The organism is Streptomyces sp. NPDC006610 (genome assembly GCF_040611575.1).
GTDB lineage: Bacteria > Actinomycetota > Actinomycetes > Streptomycetales > Streptomycetaceae > Streptomyces.
The window spans coordinates 32,036-55,053 of the sequence record NZ_JBEXOP010000008.1 but is presented as its reverse complement, the minus strand read 5'-3'; the positions used below and the strand labels follow the sequence as shown (position 1 = coordinate 55,053).

The window sequence follows — 23,018 nt, the reverse complement described above, 5'->3', positions numbered from 1 at the left end:
TCGGACGGAATGTGCGGCTCGTGCGCGGTGTGCGGCTCACGCGCCCACCTCCGCGGCCTGCCCGGCGGTGACGTCCCGTCCGGTCGCCGGGGGCCGCAGCACCTCGTACTCGGCGAGGTCGACGTGCTTGGTGGCGCGGCGGAACTCGCCGGTCGTGCCGGGCCATACGGTCGTGTTGCGCCCGCCCGCGTCGAGGTACCAGCTGGTGCAGCCGCCGGTGTTCCACACCGTGCGCTTCATCCGCTGCTGCACCCGGTCGGTCCAGGCGCGCACGGCCTGCGGGCGGGCGTCGAGGGCGGCCCGGCCCCCGAGGACGGTCAGCTGGCGCAGGTAGTCGGCCATGTAGTTCAGCTGGGACTCGATCATGAGGATCATGGAGGAGTTGCCGAGCCCGGTGTTGGGTCCGATGACCGTCATCCAGTTGGGGAAGCCGGACATCGACGCCCCGCGCAGGGCCTCCATGCCGTCCTTCCACGCCTCGGCGAGCGTCCGCCCGTCCGCGCCCACCACGCGCTCGGCGATGGGCATGTCGGTGACGTGGAAGCCGGTGCCGAAGACGATCGCGTCGACCTCGGCCTCGCTGCCGTCGGCGGCGACGAGGGTGGAGCCGCGGACCTCGCTCAGCCCGCTCGCCACGACGTCCACATTCGGCCGGGCGAGCGCCGGGTAGTAGGCGTTGGAGAGCAGGATGCGCTTGCAGCCGATGCGGTAGTCGGGGGTGAGCTTGGCGCGCAGCGCCGGGTCCTTGATGGCGCGGGCCATGTTGCGCTTGGCCAGCTGTTCGACCAGGCCCAGTTCGTTGGGGTGCTTGGTGAAGGCCTGGACCTGCAGTTCCCGGATGCCCCACAGCAGCCCGCGCCGCAGCCGGCCGGTCAGCGGCAGCGCCCGGTGCAGCGCGCGCTCGGGGCCGCTGATCGCGCGGTCCACGCGGGGCATGACCCAGGCGGGGGTGCGCTGGAAGAGGGTGAGCCGGGAGACCTCGGGCTGGATGGCGGGGACGATCTGGATGGCGGAGGCGCCCGTCCCGATCATCGCGACGCGCTTGCCGCGCAGGTCGTAGTCGTGGTCCCAGCGGGCGGAGTGGAAGACCCTGCCGGGGAAGGAGTCCAGGCCGGGGACGTCCGGGATCTTGGGGTCGGACAGCGGGCCGGTGGCGGACACGACGAAGTCGGCCGAGAGGTTGCCGCTCGCGGTCTCGATGTCCCAGCGCAGCAGCTCGCTGTTCCAGGTCATCCGCCGCACCTCGGAGCGGAACCGGATGTGCGGGCGGAGCCCGAAGGTGTCGGTCACCCGCTCCAGGTAGGCGCGGATGTGCTCCTGGCCGGAGAAGGTGCGCGGCCAGTCGGGGTTGGGTGCGAAGGAGAACGAGTACAGATGGGACGGCACGTCGCAGGCGCATCCCGGGTAACTGTTGTCGCGCCAGGTACCGCCGACGCTGTCGGCCCGCTCCAGGACGACGAAGTCGGTGATTCCCTCGCGGCGCAGCCGCACGGCGGCCCCCAGCCCGCCGAAGCCCGATCCGACGACCGCGACCCGTACGTGCCTGCTTTCCTGCTGGTGTTGGTGCTCGGCCATCCCGAAGCCTCCACGCATCGCCTAGGACCTCGCCAGTAAACACTGGCGCAATGGGAGAGTAGAGCAGTGACGTACTGACCGGTAGGGGGCGTGACGAAGAAAGTTACCCTCGGTACGCCATAGGCTTCCGGCGTGGCAGAAGAGGCTGGACGACCCGCTGGACGACGCGAGTACCGCATGGAGGAGCTGGCCAGGCTGGCCGGCATCACGGTGCGCACCCTGCGCTTCTACCGCGAGCGCAAACTGATCGCGCCGCCCCGCAGGGAGGGCCGTATCGCCTGGTACGACGACCAGCACCTGGCGCGGCTGCGGACCATCTCGGCGCTGCTGGAGCGCGGCCACACCCTGAACGGCATCGCCGAGCTGGCGGAGGCCTTCGACCACGGCCGGGACGTCGGCGACCTCCTGGGCCTGGACGCCCCGACCGAGGAGACGCCGGTCCGGCTGACGCCCGAGGAACTCGCCGACCACTTCGCGGGCGAGGTCACCCCGGAGAACCTCGCCACCGCCCTGGAGCTGGGCTACCTCGGCACCGACGGCGAGGAGATCGTGCACATCAGCCGCCGGCTGCTGGAGGTGTCCTCGGCCCTGGTCCGCGAGGGCATCCCGCTGGCGGACGTGCTCGACGCCGGCAGGCGCGTGCGCGAGCACGCCGACGCCCTCGCGGAACTCTTCGCCGACCTGGTCCTGCGGCACGCCCCCGAGGAGGACCTCCAGCGCCTGCGCCCGCTGGCCCGCAGCGTGGTCGACGCGGAACTTTCCCTGGCCCTGGACCGCAGACTGCGCAAGAGGCCGGACTAGCCCTTGTCGTAGACCACGGTCACCGGCGCGTGGTCCGACCACCGCTCGGCGTGGGTCGCGGCCCGCTCCACGTACGCCTTGACCGCCCGCGCGGCGAGAGCGGGCGTGGCGACCTGGAGGTCGATCCGCCAGCCGGTGTCGTTGTCGAAGGCCCGCCCCCGGTACGACCACCAGCTGTACGGCCCCTCGACGTCCGGGTGCAGGGCCCGGACGACGTCGACGTACCCGCCCGCCCGCGGGTCGAGGACGGCGCCGAGCCACTCCCGCTCCTCCGGCAGGAAACCGGAGGACTTGGTGTTGCCCCGCCAGTTCTTCAGGTCGGCCTTCTCGTGCGCGATGTTCCAGTCCCCGCAGACGAGCACCTCGCGCCCGTCGGCGGCGGCCCGCTCGCGCAGCTCCTTGAGATACGCCAGGAACTCCCCCATGAACCGCATCTTCTCGTCCTGCCGCTCGGTGCCGACCTCGCCGGAGGGCAGATAGAGCGAGGCGACCGTCACACCGGGCAGGTCCGCCTCGACGTACCGGCCACTGGCGTCGAACTCCGACGACCCGAAACCGACCCGCACGGCGTCGGGCGCGCGCCGGGTGTAGAGCGAGACGCCCGCGCGCCCCTTGGCGGCGGCCGGGGCGTGGACGACGTGCCAGCCCTCCGGCCCCCGCACGGCCTCCGGCAGCTGCGCCGGCTCGGCCCGCACCTCCTGGAGACACAGCACGTCGGCGGAGGTTCCGGCCAGCCACTCCACGAAGCCCTTCTTCGCGGCGGCCCGCAGCCCGTTCACGTTCACAGAGGTCACAGTCAGCACCCGGGCACGATACCGGCACACTGGACCAGGCAACGTTCCCGATTCTGCATAGAAGTACGATACTTGACATGATTATTCGCCCCGTCCCGTTCGACCACCCCGACGCCGTGAAGCTCAACGACGAGGTCCAGGCCGAGTACCACGAGCGCTACGGCGACGGCGGCGACGCCACCGTCCTCGCCCCTGCGGATTTCCGGCCGCCGAACGGCGTCTATCTCATCGCCTACGACGAGGCCGACCGCCCCGTCGCCACGGGCGGCTGGCGCAGCCGCGACCAGAACGACGAGGGCAACGAGGACGGCGACGCCGAGCTGAAGCGCATGTTCGTGATCAAGGAGCTGCGCGGCCGTGGTCTCGCCCGCCGCATCCTGACCGCACTGGAGGACGACGCCCGCGACGCCGGCCGCGTCCGCATGGTCCTGGAGACCGGCACCCAGCAGCCCGAGGCGATCGCCCTCTACACGTCCAGCGGCTATGAGCCGTGCGCCAAGTTCGGCTACTACCGCCACCACGAGGCGAGCCGCTGCTACGCGAAGTTCCTCTGAATCCGGTTGACGAACCGAAGGGCGGGAAACGAAAAAGATCCCGCCCGATCAACCGATCGGGCGGGATCTGATCAACCAACTCCGGGTTTCCCCGGGGGTGGTTGTTGCGGTGGACCTGAGGGGATTTGAACCCCTGGCCCCCTCGATGCGAACGAGGTGCGCTACCGGACTGCGCCACAGGCCCTTGCAACGAGTGAAACTTTAGCACCCCGATCGGCGTGCTTGAAAATCCGTTCCCGCTACTCGTTGGCGGCGCGCGGTCGCTCCCCGTCCTCGTACTGGTCGTACTGGTCGAACAGCGGCGTGTGGCCCCGCTCCCGGGCCCGGCGGGCCGAGGCGGCGCGGCGGGCGTCGGTGCGGCCGTCGCCGTCGGCGCGGTCCGGGGCCCGCGCCGGCTCGGGGACGGCCGGCTGCTCGGGCTCCGCGACGGGGCCGGAGCGGGCCGAGCTCCACGCGTCGGGCGCGCCCAGGTCGACGTCGGCCGTGGCGCGCGGGGCGACCGGGGCCGTCACATACGTCGGCAGGGGCACCGGCACCGGCTCCCAGCTGTCGCCCCGGCCGGGCCGCAGCTGACGCTCGCGCTGCTGGTCGACCCACTCGGCGTGGTCGGTCTGCTCGACCAGGGCCCGTCGGTCCGCGGCGAGCGCCGCCATGCCGGAGTCGGTCTCCGGCTCGGGGTGGTGGTCCTCGGCGTCGTCGGCCTCGGCCTCCTCGGACGCCTGCCGGCGCGGGCGGCGGGCGCGCTCGCGCAGCCGCTGCGCGGCGTCCTCCGCCTGCCTCCGGTCCATCTGGTAGGCGAAGCGCCGGCGCTCCTGGGAGCGCAGATACGCGATGTACGCGCTGAGCAGCACGGCCGGCACGCCCGGCGCCCACAGGAAGGCCAGCCCGCCCACGGCCGCGACGATCGCGCCCGCCGTGAAGGCGAGGAACAGGACCACGGTGGTGCGCCGCCGCCGGGCAAGCACCTTCATGCGCTGGGCGCGCGCCGCTGCCGCCTCCGCGCCGGGCGCGTTGCGGGCGGCAGGCACCCGCCCCCGCACCGGTGCGCTCTCGGCGGCCGGCGCCGGCAGGGGCGCCTCGGTGCGGGGCCGGGCCGGGGGCACGGCGAAGGCCCGGACGTCCACCGAGTCGGTGACCGCGTCCGGGTCGTCCTGGCCGGGCTCCCCCTCGTCGGCGGAGCGCGCCTGCAGGTCCTTGGCGTACCGGCGCTCCATCCCCGCCCGTCCGGACAGGAGCCGGATGGCGGTGCTGAAGCGTTCCGTGGGACGGGCCTCGTTCAGCTCGTCCTGCCTACGGAGCCACATGGGCACCAAGTAGGCGGCCCAGGCCCCGACGATGACTGCGTAGATGAGGCCGCTGCTGCTCACGCCTCACACGGTAGAGGGGTTTGCGTGAGGCCATCTGCCAATTGAGCCGGTGTGTCGCACGATCCGGCTGATATTTCGAGCTTTTTTTGCGAACCATCCGATCAGCAAGCGGCCGGGCCGGTGAATTCTGTGGGCCGGATCGGTCATCCGCCGACCAATTTCGAACACCTATTCCATTTTTCAGTTCTGCGGGTTCGGCGGGCCGCTCCGCTGCTCGCTGCGCTGCTGCTCATCGCGCTGCCGCTCGGCCAGTCCCCGGGTGCGGCGCCAGCGGGTGAGCAGCCCGTCGGGGACTTCCTCCGCGGTGAGCGCGAAGACCAGGTGGTCGCGCCAGGCGCCGTCGATGTGGAGATAACGGGGACGCAGTCCCTCGTGCCGGAATCCGAGTTTCTCGACGACCCGGCGGCTCGGGCCGTTCTCGGGGCGAATGCAGACCTCGATGCGGTGCAGTCCCACGGTGCGGAAGCAGTGGTCCACGGCGAGCGCGACGGCGGTGGGCATCACCCCGCGCCCGGCCACCGCCTCGTCCACCCAGTAGCCGACGTGGCCCGAGCACATCGAGCCCCAGGTGATCCCGGCGACCGTGAGCTGCCCGACCAGCTGCCCCCGGTACTCGATGACGAACGGCAGCATCCGGCCCGCGCCCGCCTCGGAGCGCAGATGGCGGACCATCTGGCGGTAGGTCGGCCGGTGGGTGACCGGCCCGCCGGGTCCGGGCGGCGGGATGGTCGCCTCCCAGGGGCGCAGCCAGTCGCGGTTGCGCCGGTTGACCTCGCGCCAGGCACGCTGGTCGCGCAGCTTTATGGGCCGCAGGACGACATCGCCCTCCGCCAGCTCCACGGGCCAGGACGCGGTGTTCAGCTCGCACCCCCGCTTCCGGCGCCGGGTCCGGGATGGTCCCCGCCGCGCAGCTGGTCCACGGCGTGCTTCAGCAGCGGCTCCAGCACGGCCAGACCGTCCTTCACGCCGCCGCTGGATCCGGGCAGGTTCACGATCAGCGTCCCGCCCGCCACCCCGGCCAGACCCCGGGAGAGCGCCGCCGTCGGCACCTTGTCCCGGCCGTACGCGCGGATGGCCTCCGCGATGCCGGGCACCTCGTGGTCGATCACCCGCCGGGTGGCCTCCGGGGTGCGGTCGGTGGGCGAGATGCCGGTGCCGCCGGTGGTGACGACGACGTCGTACCCGGCCTCGACTCCCGCGCGCAGGGCGGCCTCCACGGGGTCGCCGTCGGGGACCACCTGCGGGCCGTCCACCGTGAACCCGAAGCTCCGGAGGCCGTCCGCGACCAGCGGGCCGCCCTTGTCCTCGTAGACCCCGGCGGCGGCCCGGTTCGAGGCGGTGACGACGAGTGCGCGGTAGCTCATGCCCTGCTCCAGTCGCCGGACTTCCCGCCCGTCTTCTCCTCCACCCGCACGTCCGTGATGACCGCCTTCTTGTCGACCGCCTTGACCATGTCGATCACGGTGAGCGCGGCGACCGAGACCGCGGTGAGCGCCTCCATCTCGACGCCCGTGCGGTCCGTGGTCTTCACCGTGGCCGTGATCTCCACGGCGTCGTCCGCGACCGACAGGTCCAGTTTCACACCGGACACCGACAACGGGTGGCACAGCGGGATCAGGTCGGGGGTGCGCTTGGCGCCCATGATGCCCGCGATCCGCGCGGTGGCGAGGGCGTCGCCCTTGGGCAGGCCCTCGCCGCGCAGCAGCTCGACCACGCGGGGCGAGACCAGGACCCGTCCGCTCGCACGCGCGGTGCGTGCGGTGACGTCCTTGCCGGATACGTCGACCATGCGGGCGGCGCCCGCGTCGTCGAGGTGCGTGAGTCGGTCCTGCGTGCTCATCTGTGACGCTCCCGGTCCGGGCCCGGCGCCCCGCGGCGCTCGGGCCAGTCGTGGCGACACGGTACCGCCAACACGGGGCGGTCAGCCGAGCAGGACCACCTCGACGTCGGCGTCCGGCGCGAGCGTCTCGACGTCCTCGGGAACGACGATCAGCGCGTCGGCGTGCGCGAGGGCGGCGACCAGATGGGAACCGGCCCCGCCGACCGGCCGCACCGTGCCCGCACCGGCGTCGTGGGCGCCGCGCAGGAACTGGCGGCGGCCCTGGGGCGAGGTCAGCTCCCGGTCGGCGACGAGCCTTGCCCGCGCGCGGGGCCGGTGCACGTCGGGGAGCCCCATCAGGGTGCGGATGGCCGGGCGGACGAACAGCTCGAAGGAGACGTACGACGACACCGGGTTGCCCGGCAGGGCCAGCAGCGGGGTGTGCTCGGGGCCGATGGTGCCGAACCCCTGGGGCTTGCCGGGCTGCATGGCGAGCTTGCGGAAGTCGACGCCCGCGCCCGGCTCGTCCTCGTCGCCGACGTGCGCCAGCGCCTCCTTGACGACGTCGTACGCCCCCACGCTCACCCCGCCCGTGGTGACCACGAGGTCGGCGCGGACGAGCTGGTCCTCGATGGTGGTGCGCAGGGTCTCGGCGTCGTCGGTGACGGCGCCCACGCGGTAGGCGATGGCGCCGGCGTCGCGGGCCGCCGCGGTCAGGGCGAAGCTGTTGGAGTCGTAGATCCGGCCGGGGCCCAGCTCCTCGCCGGGCTGCGCGAGTTCGCTGCCGGTGGACAGGACGACCACGCGCGGACGGGGCCGCACCCGGACGGTCCCACGCCCGATGGCGGCGAGCAGCGAGATCTGCGGCGGGCCGAGGATCGTGCCCGCCTCCAGGGCGCGGTCGCCGGCCCTCACGTCACTGCCCTTGGCGCGCACGTGGGCGCGCGCCTCGGCGGGCCGGTGCACCCGGACCTGCCCCGAGGCGCCCTCGGGGGCGACGCTGCGGGCGCGCATCCCGCTCACCGGGCCCTCGCCGAGCCCGCCGTCGGTCCACTCCACGGGGACCACCGCCTCGGCGCCGGGCGGCAGCGGGGCGCCGGTCATGATGCGGGCGGCCTGCCCCGGCCCCACCTGGAGGAGCTCGCCCTGGCCCGCCGCGACGTCCCCGATCACCTCGAGCACGGCGGGGAACTCCTCGCTCGCGCCCGCGACGTCCGCGACCCGCACCGCGTAGCCGTCCATGGAGCTGTTGTCGAACGGCGGCAGGGAGACCGGCACCGTCACGTCGTCGACCAGGACGCAGCCCTGGGCGTCGAGCAGTTGCAGCTCGATGGGTTCCAAGGGGCGGACGGTGGCGAGGATGTCCTCCAGGTGTTCGTCCACCGACCACAGGTGGTCCTGGCCGGCGGCGCGGGGCGCGGCGGTGCTCAAAGCGACTGCATCTCCTCGGTGACGTATTTGCGGAGCCAGGTCCGGAACTCCGGTCCCAGATCCTCACGTTCGCACGCGAGTCTGACAATGGCACGCAGGTAGTCGCTGCGGTCGCCGGTGTCGTAGCGGCGGCCCTTGAAGACGACGCCGTGCACCGGGCCGCCCACCGTCTCGTCGGCGGCGAGCTGCTGGAGGGCGTCGGTCAGCTGGATCTCGCCGCCGCGGCCGGGCTCGGTCCGGCGCAGTACGGCGAAGATGCCCGGGTCGAGGACGTAGCGGCCGATGATGGCGTAGTTGGACGGGGCGTCCGCCGGATCCGGCTTCTCGACCAGCCCGTTCACCTTGACGACGTCGCTGTCCTCGGTGAGGTCGACGGCGGCGCAGCCGTAGAGGTGGATCTGCTCGGGCGCGACCTCCATGAGCGCCACGACGCTGCCGCCGCGCTGCTCCTGGACCTCGATCATGCGCTGGAGCAGGGGGTCGCGCGGGTCGATCAGATCGTCGCCGAGGAGGACGGCGAAGGGCTCCGAGCCGACGTGCGGGGCCGCGCACAGCACGGCGTGACCCAGCCCTCTGGGGTCGCCCTGGCGCACGTAGTGCATCGTGGCCAGGTCACTCGACTCCTGCACCTTGGCGAGGCGGTGGGCGTCGCCCTTGCTCGCCAGGGCGGACTCCAGCTCGTAGTTGCGGTCGAAGTGATCCTCCAGCGGGCGCTTGTTGCGGCCCGTGACCATGAGGACGTCGTCGAGACCGGCGGCCACGGCCTCTTCGACCACATACTGGATCGCCGGTTTGTCGACCACCGGCAGCATCTCCTTGGGAGTGGCCTTGGTGGCCGGCAGGAACCGGGTGCCGAGGCCCGCTGCCGGGATGACAGCCTTGCTGATCCTGGGGTGTGACTGGGTCATGCACGCCACCATATCGGGTGCCTTTGCACGGAATCCGAGGCTCCGATTAATTCGCTCTCATATGAGCGCAATGCGAAGGCACAGCACACGGCGACGGGAGCGACGGTGAGTCACAGGGGACGTACGGCCGACAGTGACAAGCGGACATTGCGGCGGGAGATCCTCTCCATGAGGAACAGGTTGACGCCGGATGACGTACGGGTGGCGGCGGCCCGGTTGGCCGAACGGGCGCTCGAACTGCCCGAGCTGGCCGGGGCGGACACGGTGGCGGCGTACGTCTCCGTGGGCGCCGAGCCCGGCACGCTCGCCCTGCTGGACGCCCTCCGCGCGCGGGGGGTGCGTGTCCTGCTGCCGGTGCTGCTGCCCGACAACGACCTGGACTGGGGCGAGTACACCGGCGCCGGTGACCTCGTCACCGTGCGGCACGGCGGGCGGATGGCCCTGCTGGAGCCGGCCGGCGAGCGTCTCGGCCCGGACGCGGTGACGACCGCGGGCGCGGTCCTGCTGCCCGGCCTCGCGGTCGACGCGCGCGGGATGCGGCTCGGGCGCGGCGGCGGCTCCTACGACCGGGTCCTGGCCCGGCTGGAGCGCGCGGGGGCGCATCCCGCGCTGGTGGTGCTGCTGTACGACACGGAGGTGGTCGGGCACGTCCCGGCCGAGCCGCACGACCGGCCGGTGCGGGCCGTCGTGACGCCGTCGGGCGTACGCCGCTTCGGACGACCGGGGTAGGCCGCGCGCCGAGGACAAGGGAAACGGCCCTCCACGCGCGCGTGGAGGGCCGTTTCCGTGCCGCCGGTCTTCGCCCGGCCGGCGGCTCACGGCTTGAGCAGCAGGGTGTCCTCGGTGGACTTCTTCACGGCCTTCTCGGAGAACGACCAGTCCAGCAGCTCGCCCTTGGCCCACTTGTCCGTCTGGTCGGTGTAGTGGGCGTTGAAGGCGTGCCCGGAGGCGCCGGTGAGGTTGATCCACTTGGACTTGTCGAGATCGTCCAGGTTGACCACCATCCGCATGGACGGAACCCAGACGACGCCGTAGCCGCCGGCCGCGTTCCAGCCGCTGGCGTTGACCGTCGCCTCGCCGCCGCTGAGCTTCCAGGGGCCGCGGTTGAGCGCCTTCTGCAGGAAGCCCGGGCCGTCGGTGCCGAGGGTCTGGTTCTTCAGGAACAGGCGGTGCAGCCGGCCCCAGCTCCAGGTGTCGATGTCCTTGCCGAGCTTGGCGGTCAGCTCCCAGCGGGCGTCGATCAGGGCCCGCCGGAACAGCTCGTCGCGGTTGTCGGCGCCGGGGCGGGTGCCCGCCGCGCGGGCCTGCCACCAGTCGCTGTCCTCGTCGTCCATCAGCCGGCGCACGACCTCGAACCAGCGGTCGCCGCCGTCCGGCTGGGCCTGGTCGGCGTCGCGCCGGCCGCACTCGCGCACCCGGCGGTCGTCGTCCACCGGACCGGTGGTGTCGACCGGCTCCACCCACAGGCACTGGCCCTTGACGCGCAGCTCCTTGGGCAGCTTGTTGCCGAACGCGAGCTTGAGGACGTTGCGCCAGACCGAGTTGAAGTACGCGGCGGCGGCCGAGTCGGCGTCCTGGGTGTAGTCCCAGCCCTCCAGCAGCTTCTGCGCCTCGCGGACGTCCTTGTCGCCGACGTCGATCTTCAGCAGCTGGGGCACGAGCAGCTTGGCGATCTCGCTGCTGTTGTCCAGCTGCATCTGGCGCATGTCCTCGGGAGACACCTTGCCGCCGCCCTTGATCTTCGACTCGATCAGGTCGGTGATCCGCTGGCTGCGCGCGCCGTAGCCCCAGTCCGTGGTGAGCGTGAACGGGTAGTCCTCGTCGACGACGGCCTGGTTGGCGGTGACGATGTAGCCGCGGTCGGGGTTGTACTCGTACGGCAGGGCGTCGCGCGGGATGTACTCCTTCCAGCGGTACTTCGGGTCCCACCCGGGCGCCGGGAGCGAGCCGTCGTGGCCCTCCGCGCGCGTGGGGATCTTCCCGGGCAGGGTGTAGCCGATGTTTCCGTCCGTGTCGGCGTAGACCAGGTTCTGCGACGGCACGTCGAACAGGGCCGCTGCGGAGCGGAACTCCTCCCAGCCGGAGGCCCGGTTCATCGCGAAGACGGCGTCCATGGTGGTGCCGGCCTCCAGCGCGGTCCAGCGCAGGGCGATGCCGTAGCCGTCGCCGCGGTCGGGCGCGGCGGTGTCGACGGCGGCCTTCTTGCCGACCGTCAGCAGTTCGTCGTCGCGGTCGGACAGCAGGGGGCCGTTGTTGGTCTCGCGGACCACGATCTCCTTGGGCGAGCCGCCGGCGACCTCGATGGTCTCCTCGCGCGTCTCGAACGGGACGACCTTGCCGCCGTACTGGTAGCCGTCGCCGGTGAGCTTCTCCAGGTAGAGGTCGGTGACGTCGACTCCGGAGTTGGTCATCCCCCAGGAGATGTCCCGGTTGTGGCCGATGATCACGCCGGGCAGGCCCGCGAAGGTGTAGCCGGAGACGTCGTAGCGGCACTTCTCGGAGACCGAGCGGCAGTGCAGGCCCATCTGGTACCAGACGGACGGCAGCGAGGCCGACAGGTGCGGGTCGTTGGCCAGCAGCGGCTTGCCGGTGATGGTGTGCTCGCCGCCGACGACCCAGGAGTTGGAGCCGATGCCGTTGCCGTTCACGCCGACGGCCTCGGGCAGGTCCTCCAGGGCGCCGTACAGGCCCGACAGCTGCGTCTGCAGGGCCGTGCCGGCGGCGGAGTCGGCGGCGGCCGGATCGGCGGTGCCCGTCCCCGGGGAGACCGCTCCCGTTCCGTCGCCCGTCTCCAGCGCGCTGCCGGACGTGCCGTCCTCGCTCGCGGTCTCGCCCTGCTGGTACGTCCCGGTCGTCTCGTCGTACTGCCCCTCCTGCACGATCGCCTTGTTGCGGTCGTACGGGTAGGGCGGGTACAGGTCCTCGATCTGCTGCGGGCCGAGGCGGCTGGTCATCAGGGAGCGGTCGATCTCGTCCTGCATGTTGCCGCGCAGGTCCCAGGCCATCGCCTTGAGCCAGGACACCGAGTCGACCGGGGTCCACTTGCCGGGCCGGTAGTCGTTGCTGAAGCCCAGGGCCGCGTACTCCAGGGAGATGTCCTCCCCGTCCTTGCCCTCCAGGTAGGCGTTCACGCCCTTGGCGTACGCCTGGAGGTACTTCTTCGTCTCGGCCGAGAGCTTCTTGTCGTACTCCTCCCGCGCGACGCGCTCCCAGCCCAGGGTGCGCAGGAACTCGTCGTTGTCGACCTGGCTCTTGCCGAACATCTCCGACAGACGGCCGGCGGTCATGTGCCGGCGCACGTCCATCTCGTAGAACCGGTCCTGCGCCTGGACGAAGCCCTGCGCCATGAACAGGTCCTCCTCGGAGGAGGCGTAGATCTGCGGGATGCCGTAACCGTCCCGCCGGACGTCCACGGGGCCGGAGAGCCCGTCGAGCGTGATCGATCCCTTGGTCTGCGGGAAGGAGGCGCGCACGGTGCTGATGGTCCAGTACGCCCCGAAGGCGAGGCCGCCGACGACGGCCAGCACGAACACCAGCACGACCAGTCGGGCTCTGCGCCCCTTCTTCCTGCCGGACTTGCCGGGCTGCTGACCCGTTGAGGCGGTGGTGTTGGGGGGCATCGCTGTCCTTGCTGTCCTAACGCGAGCGGCAGGTCGGGCTGTGACTTTGAATGAGCGCTGGAGCAACCATAGGCGCAGCGCCCCGTGCGACTTGACGCGGAGTGGGGAACCGGCGCGGACGGACGTTCGATCTCCCCGGGTGAAGCGTCAAGAAATCGTCAAGAGTTAGGTAAGGTAATGAAGTAACCGCGTCAGGAAAAGCCCGGAAGGAACGGCCGCTGACTGTCCACGACCTCAACCAGCTCCTCCTCGTCTGCTCGCTCGTCCTGCTCGTCGCCGTGGCAGCGGTCCGGATCTCCTCGCGCAGCGGGCTCCCCAGCCTGCTCGTGTACCTGGGCATCGGCGTCCTCATGGGCCAGGACGGCATTGGCGGCATCCACTTCGACAACGCCGAACTGACCCAGGTCATCGGCTACGCGGCCCTCGTCGTCATCCTCGCCGAGGGCGGTCTGGGCACCAAGTGGAAGGAGGTCGGGCCGGCCCTGCCCTCCGCCACCGCGCTGGCGCTGGCCGGGGTCGCGGTGAGCGTCGGGATCACGGCGTCGGCGGCGCACTACCTGGTCGGTCTGGAGTGGCGGCAGGCGCTGATCATCGGCGCGGTCGTCTCCTCCACGGACGCCGCGGCCGTCTTCTCCGTGCTGCGCAGGATCCCCCTGCCCGCGCGGGTGACGGGCACCCTGGAGGCCGAGTCCGGCTTCAACGACGCCCCGGTGGTCATCCTGGTGGTGTCCTTCTCCGCCGCCGGCCACTTCGAGCACTGGTACGTGCTGCTGGGCGAGATCGCGCTGGAGCTGGTCATCGGGGCGGCCATCGGACTGGCCGTCGGCTGGCTGGGCTCCTGGGGGCTGCGGCACGTCGCGCTGCCCGCCTCCGGCCTCTACCCGATCGCCGTCCTGGCCATCGCCGTCACCGCGTACGCCGCGGGCGCGCTGGCCCACGGCAGCGGCTTCCTCGCCGTCTACCTCGCCTCGATGGTGATGGGCAACGCCCGCCTGCCGCACTGGCCCGCCACGCGCGGCTTCGCCGAGGGGCTCGGCTGGATCGCGCAGATCGGCATGTTCGTCCTGCTCGGCCTGCTGGTCACCCCGCACGAGCTGGGCGACGACTTCCTGCCCGCGCTGCTGATCGGGCTCGTGCTGACCATGGTGGCCCGCCCGCTGAGCGTGGTGCTGTGCCTGACGCCGTTCCGGGTGCCGTGGCAGGAGCAGACGCTGATGTCCTGGGCCGGGCTGCGCGGCGCGGTGCCCATCATCCTGGCGACCATCCCCATGGTGAGCGGCGTCGACGGCAGCCGGCGCATCTTCAACATCGTCTTCGTCCTGGTCGTCGTCTACACCCTGGTCCAGGGCCCGACCCTGCCCTGGCTGGCGCGCAAGCTGCACCTGGGCGACGGGTCGACCGCCTCCGACCTCGGCATCGAGTCGGCCCCGCTGGAGCGGCTGCGCGGGCATCTGCTGTCCGTTGCCATCCCCGAGGGGTCGCGGATGCACGGCGTCGAGGTCAACGAACTGCGGCTGCCCGCCGGGGCGGCGGTCACCCTCGTCGTGCGCGAGGGCAAGTCCTTCGTCCCGCTGCCCACGACCGTGCTGCGCCGCGGCGACGAACTCCTCGTGGTCGCCACCGACCCGGTCCGCGACGCCGCGGAACGCCGGCTGCGCGCGGTCGGCCACGGCGGCAAGCTGGCCGACTGGCTGGGCGCCACGGGAGAACCGCGGTGACGTGCGCACCTTCACAGGTGGACCGGCCGCCCCGCCCTGTACGATGAAGGCGCACGTTGATCGAACCACCTCTGCCTGACGCAGGGCTGGCGCGACCGCAAGGCGGCCGGAACGCCCCCCTCACTCCTGTGGGCGCCGGTATCTACCGCAGTTCCGCGCACGAGGACAGCTCTCGGCGCCCCCGCACGGGCGCGCTACCAGGCGGCAGAAAGGCACGGGCCGTGGCATCCACGGTCACCCGTCCGGCGAAGAACGCGCCGGCCCCCTCCCGCCCGGGATACGGGCAGCTGCTGCGCACCCGCGGCGCCTGGACGTTCCTGCTTCCCGGCTTCGCGGCACGCCAGCCGTTCGCGATGCTGACCCTGTCCATCGTCCTGCTGGTGCAGCACACCACCGGCTCCTACGGCGCCGCGGGCGCCGCCGCGGCCGTCACCGGCGTCTCCATGGCGGTGTTCGCCCCCTACAGCGGCCGGCTCGCGGACCGCTTCGGGCAGCGCGCCGTCCTGATCCCGGGCGTCCTGCTGCACACGGCCTCCGCCCTCGCCCTCACCGCCCTGGCGCTGTCCGGCGCTCCCCTGTGGGCGCTGTTCGCGGCGGCCGTCCCGACCGGCGCCTCGGTGCCGCAGATCGGGCCCATGGTGCGCGCCCGCTGGGGCGTGAAACTGCAGGGCTCGCCCCTGATGGGCACCGCCGCGGCCTTCGAGTCCGTCACCGACGAGCTGACCTTCGTCGTCGGCCCGCTGCTCGCCACCGCCCTGTGCACCGCCGTCGACCCCGCCGCGGGCCTGCTGACGGAGGCGGCGCTCACCCTGGTCGGCGGGCTGCTGTTCGCCGCGCAGCGCTCCACCCAGCCGGCCGTGGCCGCCGCCGGACACGCGCGCGTGGAGCACGGTTCCGCGCTGCGCGTCCCCGGAGTGCGGGTGCTGATCGTCGCCTTCCTCGGCATCGGCTCCGTCTTCGGCGGCATGCAGGTGTCCCTGGCCGCGTTCACCGAGTCGATCGGCGAACCCGGCCTGAACGGCGTCCTGTACGGCGTCTTCGCCGCCGGCAACATGCTCGCGGGCATCGTCTGCGGCGCCGTCGCCTGGAAGGCCGCCCCGCACCGGCGCCTGGTCCTCGGCTACGGCGCCCTGGCGCTGGCCGCGTCGGGGCTGTGGGCGGCGGACTCGGTCCTGCTGCTCGCCGGGGCGGGTCTGCTGGTCGGCATGTGTATCGCGCCCGCGCTGATCACCGGCTACACCCTGGTGGAGGGCCTGGTCCCGGTCGGGGCGCGCACCGAGGCGTTCACCTGGCTCACCGGCGCGGTGGCGCTGGGGCAGGCCGCCGCCGTCACGGTCGCCGGACAGCTGGAGGACCGCCTGGGGGACGGCTCCGGGTTCCTGGTGCCGCTCGGCGGGACGGCGCTCGCGCTGGTGACGCTGGTGGCGCTGCGTTCCCGGCTCGTTCCGCGGCCCCAGGGGCGGACCGTCGCGCGTGGCGTCGGTCACCGCTCGGCGGTCGCAGTGGACTGATCCCGGGGAATGCGTCACTATGGACCGTCGTTAGCACTCATTGAGTGAGAGTGCCAGGAGGAAGACAGTGCCGACCTACCAGTACCAGTGCACCGAGTGCGGCGAGGGCCTCGAGGCGGTGCAGAAGTTCACCGACGACGCCCTGACCGACTGCCCCAACTGCGGTGGCCGCCTGAAGAAGGTGTTCTCCGCCGTCGGCATCGTCTTCAAGGGCTCCGGCTTCTACCGCAACGACAGCCGCGGCTCCTCGTCGAGCAGCTCGCCCGCGTCGTCCGCGAAGCCGGCCTCCTCGACGACCTCGTCCTCGGACTCGTCGTCGTCCTCCGGTTCCGGCACCTCCTCCTCCAGCGGCAGCACGGCCGCCTGAGACAGGTTCCCCGAGACCTCGTCGTCACCGGACGGCGAGGTCTCCGGCGTTTTCGCCACCGCTCCTCGGCGCCGTTCCACCGCCCGCTAGTGTGCTGGTCATGGCGAACGCAGAGAGCGGTGCAACGGCCGGGACGGACGCGGTGCCGGAAGCAAAGGCGGCGAACAGCGCAGGGGCCGCGGCACGGGCCGAGGCGGCGAACGGCGTGCGGGCCGAGATCGGCGTCATCGGCGGGTCCGGCTTCTACTCCTTCCTGGACGACGTGACCGAGGTCCGGGTGGACACGCCCTACGGGCCGCCCAGCGACTCCCTCTTCGTCGGCGACGTCGCCGGCCGCCGGGTCGCCTTCCTGCCGCGGCACGGACGCGGCCACCATCTGCCGCCGCACCGGATCAACTACCGGGCCAACCTGTGGGCGCTGCGCTCGGTCGGCGTGCGCCAGGTCCTCGGCCCGTGCGCGGTGGGCGGCCTGCGACCCGAGTACGGCCCCGGCACCCTGCTCGTCCCCGACCAGCTGGTCGACCGCACCAAGTCGCGTGCGGCCACCTACTTCGACGGGCTGCCGCTGCCCGACGGCACCGTGCCGAACGTCGTCCACGTCTCCCTGGCCGACCCCTACTGCCCCGCCGGCCGGGCCGCGGCGCTGAAGGCGGCACGCGGCCGGGACTGGGAGCCGGTGGACGGCGGAACGCTGGTCGTGGTCGAGGGGCCGCGTTTCTCGACCCGCGCCGAGTCGCTGTGGCACCGGGCGCAGGGCTGGTCGGTGGTGGGCATGACCGGCCATCCCGAGGCGGCCCTCGCCCGCGAGCTGGAGCTCTGCTACACCTCTCTGACCCTGGTCACCGACCTGGACGCGGGCGCGGAGACCGGTGAGGGCGTCTCGCACGACGAGGTGCTGCGGGTGTTCGCCGCGAACGTGGACCGGCTGCGGGGCGTGCTGTTCGACGCGGTGGCGGCGCTGCCGGCGGAGGGGGAGCGGGACTGTCTGTGCGCTTCGGCGCTGGGCGGGATGGATCCGGGGTTCGCGCTGCCGTAAGGGGGTGCGGGCGGGCGCTGCGGGCGGGGCCGGTCCGTGTCTTCGGTGACCGTGGGCCGTGAGCTGAGGGCCGTGAGCTGCGGGCCGTGAGCTGCGGGCCGCTGGAGGCATCGGCCGGCGGAGGGCGGAGCCTCTCGTTCGAGTGAGGGAGTTTTCCACAACCCGTGGACGATCCACCGGTCTCGGCGGGATTCGGTGCGAAGCCTCATCGTGGACTGCGAACCCGATCCGCCCGAACCGCATCGCAGGTGGTCCGCATGTCGTCGCCCTTTCCTTCTCCGTGTCCTTCTCCCTCTTCATCCGCCTCCTCTCCCTCTCCTCCTCCCTCTTGGTCCGCCTCCTCCCCCTCCCCTTCTCCCTTTCCTTCTCCCGCGCCCGCGCCCTCTTCCGCCGTCTCCCCTCCGCCCGGCGCGGAGGCGCCGCCCACCTGCGAGGTGCCGCGCTTCGCGCCGGTCCGGGTGCGCGGCGGGCGGTACGGGCTGCACCGGCTCGTACGGCACAGGCGGCGGGCGCTCGCGGCCGGGCTCGCGGTCACCGCCGTGGCGCTGGTGGCGGCCGGACCGCGTGAGCCGACGGGCCCACGGCACGCCGAGCGGGTCCGTGGGCATCCGGTGGCGGACCGCGCACCGGATCGCCGGGCGGGCGCCACCCGGGTGCTGGCGCCGGTCCGGATCGCCGACGCGGCCACGGTCGGGCTGCTGCGGCCCGGCGACCGCGTCGACGTCATCGCCGCCGAGGACCCGGCGACGGGCGGCACGGCCCGGGTGGTCGTGCGCGAGGCACTGGTGAGCAGAGTCCCCGAGCCACTGGCCGGCGACGGCGTCGCCGAGGGCGGCGCGCTGGTCGTGCTGTCGGTGCCGCGGGCCGCCGCCGTTCACCTCGCGGGGGCGGCGGCGTCCGCGAGGCTGGCGGTGACGTTGTGTTGAACGGAATCCTGCGGACACCTCGCGAATCGCCGTCAAGTCGCTCGATCGAGCGATCGGATGGGACAGCCTGGCCGCATGCTCACGTAGGTTGCGGAGCTGTTCGTTCTGGAACAGCCGTGTGCGATGAGGAGAGTCCCCGAGGTGAGCGAGAAGAAGGATCCCAGTCTCTGGGAGGGCTTCAAGGCCTTCCTGATGCGTGGGAACGTGGTCGATCTGGCGGTCGCGGTGGTCATCGGCGCCGCCTTCACCAACATCGTCAACGCAGTGGTGAAGGGCGTCATCAACCCGCTGGTCGGCGCGATCGGCACGAAGAACCTCGACAGCTACAGCTCGTGCCTGAAGGGCCCCTGCAAGCTGGCGGCGGACGGCACGGTCAGCAGCGGGGTCATGATCCTTTGGGGTTCCGTCCTCGGGGCCGCGCTCAGCTTTGTGATCACCGCCGCGGTGGTCTACTTCCTCATGGTGCTGCCGATGGCCAAGTACCTGGCTCGCGTCGAGGCCCGCAGGAAGGCGAAGGAGGGCACGCAGGAGGTCATCGAGGTGACCGAGCTGGAGGTGCTCAAGGAGATCCGCGACACGCTGGTCGCCCAGCGGGGTTCGGGCCCGTCCGAGCGATAGCCGGGGCGGGGCGGCGGCTCAGAGGTGGTGGGGCGGCTTCTCGTCCAGGAAGCGCCTCAGATCGTCGGCGGCGTCGCCGCCGGCGCCCGGCCGGTCGCCCCAGCCGCGGTCCGTGTCGTCCGAGGACTGCCGGTTCAGCGGGTCGTCGAAGACCAGCGCGGCCTTCGGACCGCGCTTCGGCCCGCCCTCCGGGACGCTCTTCGGCTCGCCCTCCGGGGCGCTCTCCGGGACGCTCTTCGGATCCCGCTCTGGATCGTGCTTCGGCTCGGGTGCCGAGGAGGTGCTCATGCCTTCAGGGTACGGGGCGCGGAAGGGTCCGGGACGGGAGTGCGGGGCCGACGCGGGACCGTGAGGCCGTGGCGGGCCAGACTGGGGCGCATGACGGTTGACGCACTGACGGACGTGCAGGGGCTACGGGTCGGGCACGCCACCCGCACCGGAGACGGCTGGCTCACCGGGACCACGGTGGTACTGGCGCCGGAGGGCGGCGCCGTCGCCGCGGTGGACGTGCGCGGCGGCGGACCCGGCACCAAGGAGACCGACGCGCTCGACCCGCGCAACCTCGTCCGGACGGTCGAGGCCGTGGTGCTGACCGGTGGCAGCGCCTACGGGCTGGACGCGGCGTCCGGGGTGATGGCCTGGCTGGAGGAGCGCGGGCGCGGGGTTCGCGTCGGGGCCGACCCGGCGCACGTCGTGCCGGTGGTGCCGGCGGCGTGCGTCTTCGACCTCGGGCGTGGCGGCGACTTCCGGGCCCGGCCGGACGCGGCGCTCGGCCGGGCGGCGGTCGAGGCCGCGGCGGCGAGCGAGCCGGGCGCACCGGTGCCCGAGGGATGCGTCGGCGCCGGGACGGGGGCCACGGTCGGGGCGATGAAGGGCGGCGTGGGCACCGCGAGCGTCGTGCTCGGCTCGGGGATCACGGTGGGCGCGCTGGTCGTGGCCAACGCGGCGGGGTCGGCGCTGGATCCGGAGACGGGGGTGCTGTACGGGGAGTTGTTCCAGGGGCGGGTGAGCCATCCGCGGGCGCGGGTGCGGGACGCCGCGCGACGCCGGCTCGCCGAGAGCGAGGCGCGCAACGCGCTGCCGCCGCTGAACACCACGCTCGCGGTGGTCGCCACCGACGCGGACCTGTCGAAGGCCCAGGCGCAGAAGCTGGCCGGGACGGCACACGACGGGATCGCGCGCGCCGTGCGGCCGGTGCATCTGCTGAACGACGGGGACACGGTGTTCGCGCTCGCCACCGGGGCGCGGCCGCTCGACGCCGGGCAGCCGCTGGCGCTGAACGAGATCCTCGCCGCCGGCGCGGACGCCGTCACTCGCGCCATCGTGCGCGCCGTGCGCGCCGCCCGGGCGGTGGACGGGCCCGGCGGGTGCTGGCCGTCGTACACGGAGCTGTACGGCCGGTAAACGCGGTATGGCCTGGGGACATTGACAGTTCGTCGGAAGGGGAGGGAACTCGGTGCACGGTCGGCGCGTTTTTCCGGCGCACGTTTTCTCGGTTCCTGGTCACAATGTCCGGCCGAGGGGCTACGGTATGCACCCACCAGGTGACATGCTGCAACGCCGGGAGAGACCTTGAGCGTTCCGTACGAGACCGAAGCGTACGAACCACCCGAGTCGCCCGAGTCTCCGGAGGAGCACCTCGCGCGGCTGCTCGGCCGCGCCCTCAACTCATTCGAACTGCCCGACGAGATCATGAGCCGGCTCGACTGCGCGCTGGCGCACGACAGCTCGCTGCACTCCGCGCACCACAGCGCCGGTCTGCACCGTGAGACGTACCGGCACACATGGCTGCTCGCCGACGGCTCGGCGCTCACGCTGTGGGAGCTGGTCCACAACCCCACCCCGGGCAGCGCCCCGCAGCACGAGGTGTACATCGACGAGGAGGAACTGCGCGCCGCCACCGGCCGGCTGCCCCTCTCCCCGGAGGCGCCCGAGTTCGAACTGCCGGTGCTGTTACGGCTGTCGGCGCTCCCCGGGCCCCGCCACGCCTATGTGCCGGACGACTCGGCGGACCACGCGCGCCGGCTGCTGCGCCGGGCGGAGAACACCGACGGTCCCGACGCGGAGATCGCCGCGCTGCTGGCCACGGCGTGCGGGCACCAGATCACGCAGGCCTTCGGGCGTCCGAGCCGCACGGGCCGTACCGGGGCGTCGTTCTCGCTGTACGAGCACGCGTTCCTGCTGGCCGACGGACGTGAGCTGTCCCTGTGGGAGGTCGAGCACACGGCCACCCCGGACGGGCGGCACATGTGCGAGGTCTACGACAGCGAGGACGCCGCCCGGGCGGCGATGGAACGGCGCGCGGCGCAGCGCTCCTAGGCGGGGCCGGCCGTACCGGGACCGGCCCCACAGGGAGCGCCGCGCCGCGTTCGCGCACCGGCCACCGGCTGGGTCACGGCGTGGACGCCGGTTCCTTCCCGGCCGGCGTCGCGGCGGTCGGCGCGCCCGCGCCCTCCAGGTGCTGGGCCGGGCGCCTGGGCAGCGCGAACATCAGCAGGAAGATCACGACCATGACGGAGGCCGCCCACCCGAGCGCGTACCGGTACGCCTCCGCGAAGGCGGCGCCGACCTCTGCCGGGGCCAGGTGGTCGTCCATGGTGCCGAAGAAGACCACCGAGACCAGGCCGAGCCCCAGCGCGTTGCCCATCTGCTGGACGGTGCTGATCAGCCCGGACGCCGAGCCGGCGTGCTCGTGCGGCACCTCGGAGAGGATCGCGTCGGTCAGCGGGGCGACGATCAGGCCCATGCCCACGCCCATCACGACCAGCGGGAGCGTCATCTGCCAGGGCGTGATGGCGAGGCCGTAGTGCTCGGACTCCCAGATGTAGAGCAGCAGTCCGGCCGCCATCACCAGCGCGCCCGCCTGGAGCACGCCCCGGCCGAAGCGCGGCACCAGCTTCTGCACCGACATCCCGGCCGCCACCGACACGGCGATCGAGAACGGCACACCGGTCAGCCCGGCCTTCAGCGGAGACCAGCCGAGGCCCATCTGCATGTACAGCGTCCAGACCAGGAAGAACACGCCGAGCACCACGCCGAAGACGGTCTGCACGGCGATGCCGGCCGCGAAGCTCTTGACGCGGAACAGCGACAGTTCGATCAGCGGGGAGCCGTCACGGGCCGACTTGCGTCGCTCGTACGCCACCAGCGCCCCGAACACCACCAGCGCGCCGCCCATCGACACATGTCCCCACACCGGCCAGTCCAGCTCGTGGCCGCGGGTGAGCGGGTAGAGCAGCATCAGCAGGCCCAGCGTCACCAGGGCGACGCCGACCAGGTCGAGCCGCAGGGCCTGGGGCGCCTTGGACTCGGTGATGAAGCGGCGGCCGAGGATCAGCGCGGCGACGCCGACCGGGAGGTTGATCAGGAAGATCGGGCGCCAGTCGAGGCCGAAGAGGTTCCACTCCGTCAGCAGGGCGCCCAGCAGCGGCCCGGAGACCGCGCCGAGCCCGACGATCGCGCCGAACAGGCCGAAGACCTTGCCGCGTTCGTGCGCCGGGAACGTGGCGTGCACGATCGCCAGGACCTGCGGCACCATCAGCGCCGCCATCGCGCCCTGGAGGATGCGGGCGGCGACGAGCATCTCCGGGTTCGCGGCCAGGCCGCACAGCGCGGACGCGACGGTGAAGCCGGCGACTCCCGCGAGGAAGACGCGCTTGCGGCCGTGGATGTCGCCGAGCCGTCCGCCGGTGATCAGACCGGCGGCGAAGGCCAGCGCGTAACCGGCGGTGATCCACTGGATCTGGCTGAGGGAGGCGCCCTCGTTGCGCTGGATCGTCGGTATCGCGATGTTGACGATCGTGACGTCGACGAGGTCCATGAAGGCCGCCGTCATCACGATCGCCAGGGCGAACCAGCGGCGCCGGTCGCCGCCGTCGGTCGCCGCGGCGGTCGCCGTCGTCCCGGGGGCGGTGGTCGTCCCGGCGGTCACGGTTGTCTCAGCGGTCATGGCTGTCTCGGTGGTAACGGTTGT

General features: G+C 72.5%; 22 protein-coding genes and 1 tRNA gene. 11 read left to right on the top strand and 12 right to left on the bottom strand.

Annotation, left to right across the window (positions count from 1 at the left end):
* Positions 1-36: 36 nt before the first annotated feature.
* On the bottom strand, positions 37-1,575 hold the full coding sequence (locus ABZY13_RS08840; RefSeq protein ID WP_356628244.1) for an NAD(P)/FAD-dependent oxidoreductase: 1,539 nt from the start codon (positions 1,573-1,575) through the stop codon (positions 37-39).
* A 177-nt stretch (positions 1,576-1,752) separates the two neighbouring features.
* Between ABZY13_RS08840 and ABZY13_RS08835 the strand changes: the two genes are divergently transcribed.
* Positions 1,753-2,376 carry a MerR family transcriptional regulator gene (locus tag ABZY13_RS08835; protein ID WP_356628509.1) on the top strand — a complete coding sequence of 208 codons (624 nt, stop codon included), beginning with the start codon at positions 1,753-1,755 and terminating at the stop codon, positions 2,374-2,376.
* Here ABZY13_RS08835 and ABZY13_RS08830 read toward each other — a convergent pair.
* A complete protein-coding gene (locus ABZY13_RS08830; protein WP_356628242.1) occupies positions 2,373-3,200 on the bottom strand; it encodes an exodeoxyribonuclease III in 828 nt (275 codons plus the stop codon). The genes ABZY13_RS08835 and ABZY13_RS08830 overlap by 4 nt on opposite strands.
* A 47-nt stretch (positions 3,201-3,247) precedes the next feature.
* Between ABZY13_RS08830 and ABZY13_RS08825 the strand changes: the two genes are divergently transcribed.
* Positions 3,248-3,724: a GNAT family N-acetyltransferase gene (locus ABZY13_RS08825; RefSeq protein ID WP_356628240.1), complete on the top strand. Its 477-nt coding sequence runs from the start codon at positions 3,248-3,250 to the stop codon at positions 3,722-3,724.
* A 110-nt stretch (positions 3,725-3,834) separates the two neighbouring features.
* Here ABZY13_RS08825 and ABZY13_RS08820 read toward each other — a convergent pair.
* From ABZY13_RS08820 to galU, 7 genes are all read right to left on the bottom strand, one after another.
* Positions 3,835-3,908, bottom strand: a tRNA-Ala gene (locus tag ABZY13_RS08820).
* Between the two features lie 55 nt (positions 3,909-3,963).
* Positions 3,964-5,091 carry a gephyrin-like molybdotransferase receptor GlpR gene (gene glpR, locus ABZY13_RS08815; RefSeq protein ID WP_356628238.1) on the bottom strand — a complete coding sequence of 376 codons (1,128 nt, stop codon included), beginning with the start codon at positions 5,089-5,091 and terminating at the stop codon, positions 3,964-3,966.
* A 180-nt stretch (positions 5,092-5,271) separates the two neighbouring features.
* Entirely contained in the window at positions 5,272-5,931 is a 660-nt protein-coding gene (locus tag ABZY13_RS08810) for a GNAT family protein (RefSeq protein WP_356628236.1), read from the bottom strand.
* Between the two features lie 17 nt (positions 5,932-5,948).
* On the bottom strand, positions 5,949-6,455 hold the full coding sequence (locus ABZY13_RS08805) for a MogA/MoaB family molybdenum cofactor biosynthesis protein (RefSeq protein WP_356628234.1): 507 nt from the start codon (positions 6,453-6,455) through the stop codon (positions 5,949-5,951).
* Positions 6,452-6,931 carry a cyclic pyranopterin monophosphate synthase MoaC gene (gene moaC / locus ABZY13_RS08800; protein ID WP_356628232.1) on the bottom strand — a complete coding sequence of 160 codons (480 nt, stop codon included), beginning with the start codon at positions 6,929-6,931 and terminating at the stop codon, positions 6,452-6,454. Before moaC ends, ABZY13_RS08805 begins: the two co-directional genes overlap by 4 nt.
* An 81-nt stretch (positions 6,932-7,012) precedes the next feature.
* Positions 7,013-8,341 carry a gephyrin-like molybdotransferase Glp gene (glp, locus tag ABZY13_RS08795; protein WP_356628230.1) on the bottom strand — a complete coding sequence of 443 codons (1,329 nt, stop codon included), beginning with the start codon at positions 8,339-8,341 and terminating at the stop codon, positions 7,013-7,015.
* Positions 8,338-9,249, bottom strand: coding sequence for a UTP--glucose-1-phosphate uridylyltransferase GalU (gene galU, locus ABZY13_RS08790; protein ID WP_356628228.1), 912 nt, complete (start codon positions 9,247-9,249; stop codon positions 8,338-8,340). The genes glp and galU overlap by 4 nt, the downstream gene beginning before the upstream one ends.
* 105 nt (positions 9,250-9,354) lie before the next feature.
* Between galU and ABZY13_RS08785 the strand changes: the two genes are divergently transcribed.
* Positions 9,355-9,978 carry a 5-formyltetrahydrofolate cyclo-ligase gene (locus ABZY13_RS08785; protein WP_356628226.1) on the top strand — a complete coding sequence of 208 codons (624 nt, stop codon included), beginning with the start codon at positions 9,355-9,357 and terminating at the stop codon, positions 9,976-9,978.
* A gap of 86 nt (positions 9,979-10,064) precedes the next feature.
* Here the strand turns inward: ABZY13_RS08785 and ABZY13_RS08780 are convergent, their stop codons facing one another.
* The gene (locus ABZY13_RS08780) at positions 10,065-12,869 is read right to left on the bottom strand and encodes a penicillin acylase family protein (RefSeq protein ID WP_356628224.1); all 2,805 of its coding nucleotides are present in this window, start codon (positions 12,867-12,869) and stop codon (positions 10,065-10,067) included.
* 218 nt (positions 12,870-13,087) lie between these two features.
* Here ABZY13_RS08780 and ABZY13_RS08775 point away from each other — a divergent pair, with 218 nt between their 5' ends.
* From ABZY13_RS08775 to mscL, 6 genes are all read left to right on the top strand, one after another.
* A complete protein-coding gene (locus ABZY13_RS08775; protein WP_356628507.1) occupies positions 13,088-14,587 on the top strand; it encodes a potassium/proton antiporter in 1,500 nt (499 codons plus the stop codon).
* Between the two features lie 221 nt (positions 14,588-14,808).
* Entirely contained in the window at positions 14,809-16,098 is a 1,290-nt protein-coding gene (locus ABZY13_RS08770; RefSeq protein WP_356628222.1) for an MFS transporter, read from the top strand.
* A 67-nt stretch (positions 16,099-16,165) separates the two neighbouring features.
* Positions 16,166-16,465 carry an FmdB family zinc ribbon protein gene (locus ABZY13_RS08765; protein WP_356628220.1) on the top strand — a complete coding sequence of 100 codons (300 nt, stop codon included), beginning with the start codon at positions 16,166-16,168 and terminating at the stop codon, positions 16,463-16,465.
* A 100-nt stretch (positions 16,466-16,565) separates the two neighbouring features.
* The gene (locus ABZY13_RS08760; protein ID WP_356628218.1) at positions 16,566-17,501 is read left to right on the top strand and encodes an S-methyl-5'-thioadenosine phosphorylase; all 936 of its coding nucleotides are present in this window, start codon (positions 16,566-16,568) and stop codon (positions 17,499-17,501) included.
* 257 nt (positions 17,502-17,758) lie between these two features.
* Complete coding sequence (locus ABZY13_RS08755) at positions 17,759-18,427, top strand: hypothetical protein (RefSeq protein ID WP_356628216.1); 669 nt, start codon at positions 17,759-17,761, stop codon at positions 18,425-18,427.
* Between the two features lie 141 nt (positions 18,428-18,568).
* The gene (mscL, locus tag ABZY13_RS08750) at positions 18,569-19,045 is read left to right on the top strand and encodes a large conductance mechanosensitive channel protein MscL (RefSeq protein WP_356628214.1); all 477 of its coding nucleotides are present in this window, start codon (positions 18,569-18,571) and stop codon (positions 19,043-19,045) included.
* An 18-nt stretch (positions 19,046-19,063) separates the two neighbouring features.
* On the opposite strand, the gene ABZY13_RS08745 is transcribed toward mscL, so the two are convergent.
* Positions 19,064-19,333: a hypothetical protein gene (locus ABZY13_RS08745; protein WP_356628531.1), complete on the bottom strand. Its 270-nt coding sequence runs from the start codon at positions 19,331-19,333 to the stop codon at positions 19,064-19,066.
* Positions 19,334-19,423: 90 nt separating this feature from the next.
* Between ABZY13_RS08745 and ABZY13_RS08740 the strand changes: the two genes are divergently transcribed.
* Both ABZY13_RS08740 and ABZY13_RS08735 read left to right on the top strand, forming a co-directional pair.
* Positions 19,424-20,449, top strand: a complete 1,026-nt coding sequence (locus ABZY13_RS08740) for a P1 family peptidase (RefSeq protein WP_356628212.1) — start codon at positions 19,424-19,426, stop codon at positions 20,447-20,449.
* 168 nt (positions 20,450-20,617) lie between these two features.
* Positions 20,618-21,364, top strand: a complete 747-nt coding sequence (locus ABZY13_RS08735) for a DUF6227 family protein (RefSeq protein WP_356628210.1) — start codon at positions 20,618-20,620, stop codon at positions 21,362-21,364.
* A gap of 73 nt (positions 21,365-21,437) precedes the next feature.
* Here ABZY13_RS08735 and ABZY13_RS08730 read toward each other — a convergent pair whose 3' ends face one another.
* Positions 21,438-22,880 (bottom strand): MFS transporter, encoded by a 1,443-nt coding sequence (locus ABZY13_RS08730; RefSeq protein WP_356628505.1) that lies wholly within the window; start codon positions 22,878-22,880, stop codon positions 21,438-21,440.
* Positions 22,881-23,018 lie beyond the last annotated feature (138 nt).

Bases quoted from the DNA above. Each gene is read 5' to 3' on its own strand.
- ABZY13_RS08840 (WP_356628244.1), bottom strand. From the start codon at position 1,575: ATGGCCGAGCACCAACACCAGCAGGAAAGCAGGCACGTACGGGTCGCG.
- ABZY13_RS08835 (WP_356628509.1), top strand. From the start codon at position 1,753: ATGGAGGAGCTGGCCAGGCTGGCCGGCATCACGGTGCGCACCCTGCGC.
- ABZY13_RS08825 (WP_356628240.1), top strand. From the start codon at position 3,248: ATGATTATTCGCCCCGTCCCGTTCGACCACCCCGACGCCGTGAAGCTC.
- ABZY13_RS08805 (WP_356628234.1), bottom strand. From the start codon at position 6,455: ATGAGCTACCGCGCACTCGTCGTCACCGCCTCGAACCGGGCCGCCGCC.
- moaC (WP_356628232.1), bottom strand. From the start codon at position 6,931: ATGAGCACGCAGGACCGACTCACGCACCTCGACGACGCGGGCGCCGCC.
- galU (WP_356628228.1), bottom strand. From the start codon at position 9,249: ATGACCCAGTCACACCCCAGGATCAGCAAGGCTGTCATCCCGGCAGCG.
- ABZY13_RS08780 (WP_356628224.1), bottom strand. From the start codon at position 12,869: ATGCCCCCCAACACCACCGCCTCAACGGGTCAGCAGCCCGGCAAGTCC.
- ABZY13_RS08760 (WP_356628218.1), top strand. From the start codon at position 16,566: ATGGCGAACGCAGAGAGCGGTGCAACGGCCGGGACGGACGCGGTGCCG.
- ABZY13_RS08755 (WP_356628216.1), top strand. From the start codon at position 17,759: ATGTCGTCGCCCTTTCCTTCTCCGTGTCCTTCTCCCTCTTCATCCGCC.
- ABZY13_RS08745 (WP_356628531.1), bottom strand. From the start codon at position 19,333: ATGAGCACCTCCTCGGCACCCGAGCCGAAGCACGATCCAGAGCGGGAT.
- ABZY13_RS08740 (WP_356628212.1), top strand. From the start codon at position 19,424: ATGACGGTTGACGCACTGACGGACGTGCAGGGGCTACGGGTCGGGCAC.
- ABZY13_RS08730 (WP_356628505.1), bottom strand. From the start codon at position 22,880: ATGACGGCGGCCTTCATGGACCTCGTCGACGTCACGATCGTCAACATC.